The 2,333-nt window shown below is 60.4% G+C and carries 3 protein-coding genes and 1 pseudogene; all 4 read right to left on the reverse strand.

From position 1 onward, the window contains the following. Positions 1-398, reverse strand: a pseudogene (locus RMO57_RS07080) (glutamate 5-kinase); the annotation flags it as partial. Beyond that, positions 395-1,483 carry an Obg family GTPase CgtA gene (cgtA, locus tag RMO57_RS07085; protein WP_310385367.1) on the reverse strand — a complete coding sequence of 363 codons (1,089 nt, stop codon included), beginning with the start codon at positions 1,481-1,483 and terminating at the stop codon, positions 395-397. The gene cgtA and the pseudogene RMO57_RS07080, both read right to left, overlap by 4 nt. 179 nt (positions 1,484-1,662) lie before the next feature. Then, positions 1,663-1,920: a 50S ribosomal protein L27 gene (gene rpmA / locus RMO57_RS07090; protein WP_310385368.1), complete on the reverse strand. Its 258-nt coding sequence runs from the start codon at positions 1,918-1,920 to the stop codon at positions 1,663-1,665. Between the two features lie 42 nt (positions 1,921-1,962). Continuing rightward, entirely contained in the window at positions 1,963-2,274 is a 312-nt protein-coding gene (rplU, locus tag RMO57_RS07095) for a 50S ribosomal protein L21 (protein ID WP_310385369.1), read from the reverse strand. Positions 2,275-2,333: the final 59 nt, after the last annotated feature.

Consider the following 2,333-nt stretch of genomic DNA (forward strand, 5'->3'; position numbering starts at 1 on the left):
ACGCGGTGCTGCAGCAGGGTCAAGAGGGTCGAGCGTGCATTTAGATAGCGCTCGCGGTCGGCTAGGTCGGCATGCGTCAGCAGCACTTGCGCACTGCCCATGCCGTGCTCGCGCAGCTTGCTCTCGTACATCTGAGCCAAGCCCATCTGGCCCACCGCCGCAGCGGCTTGCAGCTCATGCAACTCTTTGGGGCGCACGGCCCAGCCCAAGCGCTTCATGCCCTCGGCGATGGCGCCGCTGGACACCATCACCAACTCGCGGCCATCACTTGCTAACGCGGCGAGCTGACGGCACCAATTGCCGATCGCGTCGGCATCGACGCCGCGACCTTCATTGGTCACCAAGCTGGAGCCGACCTTGACGACGATGCGGCGAGCGCCCGCGAGCGCGCGGCTCATTCCGCTTCGTCGGCAGGTGCCGCGCTAGCGGGCTTCCCTTCAGGGAAACGCGGATCAATCTCGACAATCACCCGCTGCGCCGTGGCCACATGGTCATAAATGGCGTGGATCAGCGGCTGGCAGCCGTCGCGCGTGAGGGCCGAGATCTCAAACACCGGGCCCTTCCACTTGTAGCGTTTGACGAAGTCCTTGACGCGCTTGGCGCGCTCATCCTCGGGCACCATGTCCAGCTTGTTCAGCACCAACCAACGCGGCTTGTTGTACAACTCCTCGTCGTACTTCTTCAGCTCGTTGACGATGGCTTTGGCCTCGACCACCGGGTCAACAGCCGGATCAAACGGCGCCAGATCGACCACATGCAAGAGCAGCCTTGTACGCTGCAAATGACGCAGGAACTGATGACCCAGGCCGGCACCTTCTGAGGCACCCTCAATCAAGCCGGGAATATCGGCGACGACGAAACTCTTCTCCGGCGCCACACGCACCACACCCAGATTCGGGTACAGCGTCGTGAACGGGTAGTCGGCGATCTTGGGGCGGGCGTTGGAGATCGCCGTGATCAGCGTGGACTTGCCGGCATTGGGTTGACCCAGCAAGCCAACATCGGCCAGCACGCGCAGCTCCAGCTTGACCTTTTTGGCCTCGCCGGGCCAGCCTGCCGTCTTTTGACGCGGGGCGCGGTTGGTGCTGGTCTTGAAATGCAAATTGCCGAAACCGCCGTCACCGCCCTTGACCAGCAAAATCTTCTCGCCCGGCTCGATCAGCTCGGCGATCACGGTATCGGTCTCCAAATCCTTGACGATGGTGCCGACCGGCATGCGCAGAATGATGTCATCGGACGCCGCGCCGTATTGGTCGGAGCCCCGTCCGGCCTCGCCGTTCCGGGCCTCGTGGCGGCGCGCATAGCGGTAATCAATCAGCGTATTGAGATTGCTGTCGGCCACGGCAAAGACGCTGCCACCCCTGCCGCCATCGCCGCCGTCCGGCCCGCCAAACGGGATGAACTTTTCGCGCCGAAAGCTTGCACAGCCGGCACCACCATTGCCGGCCACGATGTCGATGGTGGCTTCGTCTATGAACTTCATAATGCTTTTGCGCCCTTTGAGGCTGATGTTAAAGCAAAGCGGCGGCCATCCGAGTGGACTGACACGGGCCCTGCTGCAGCCTCAAAAAGCAAAAGCCCCGGCTAGGCGGGGCTTTTGCGTCACCTGCTGCAAGCGGTCGGCTGCTGCCCTCCGCTTGCGGTGCTCATCGGCTGTCTGATTTAGACAGCGGTGACAAAAACCGTCTGACGGCTCTTCTCACCCTTGATCGCGAACGACACTTGGCCGTCGATCAAGGCGAACAACGTGTGGTCCTTGCCGATACCGACATTGGTGCCGGGATGGAACTTGGTGCCGCGCTGACGCACGATGATGGAACCTGCCGAGATGGTCTGGCCGCCATAGGCCTTCACACCGAGCATCTTAGGTTTGGAGTCGCGGCCGTTTCGTGTTGAACCGCCGCCCTTTTTCTGTGCCATGGATTATCTCCTTGAACTGTTGGCTAAAAAGTCAGCGCTCGATCAGCCGTTCACCGTGCTGATCAACAGCTCGGTGTACGTCTGGCGATGGCCTTGACTCTTTTTGTAGTGCTTACGACGACGCATCTTGAAGATGCGTACTTTGTCGTGCTTACCGTGAGCCACAACAGTGGCATTGACGCTTGCGCCAGCAACCAAGGGAGTGCCAACCTTTAGATCCGCGCCGCTACCAACGGCGAGAACTTGGTCGATCACAATCTCTTGGCCAACATCCGCAGCAATCTGTTCTATTTTGATCTTTTCGCCGGCAACAACCTTGTATTGCTTACCACCGGTTTTTATGACCGCGTACATATCAGCCCTTTCGAAGTTCACTGCCGGCCTCGGGAACACCCACAAGACGACAGCCCTGC

The sequence above is a fragment of the Roseateles sp. genome, from assembly GCF_031397715.1.
In the GTDB taxonomy this organism is placed as follows: Bacteria; Pseudomonadota; Gammaproteobacteria; order Burkholderiales; family Burkholderiaceae_C; genus Paucibacter_A.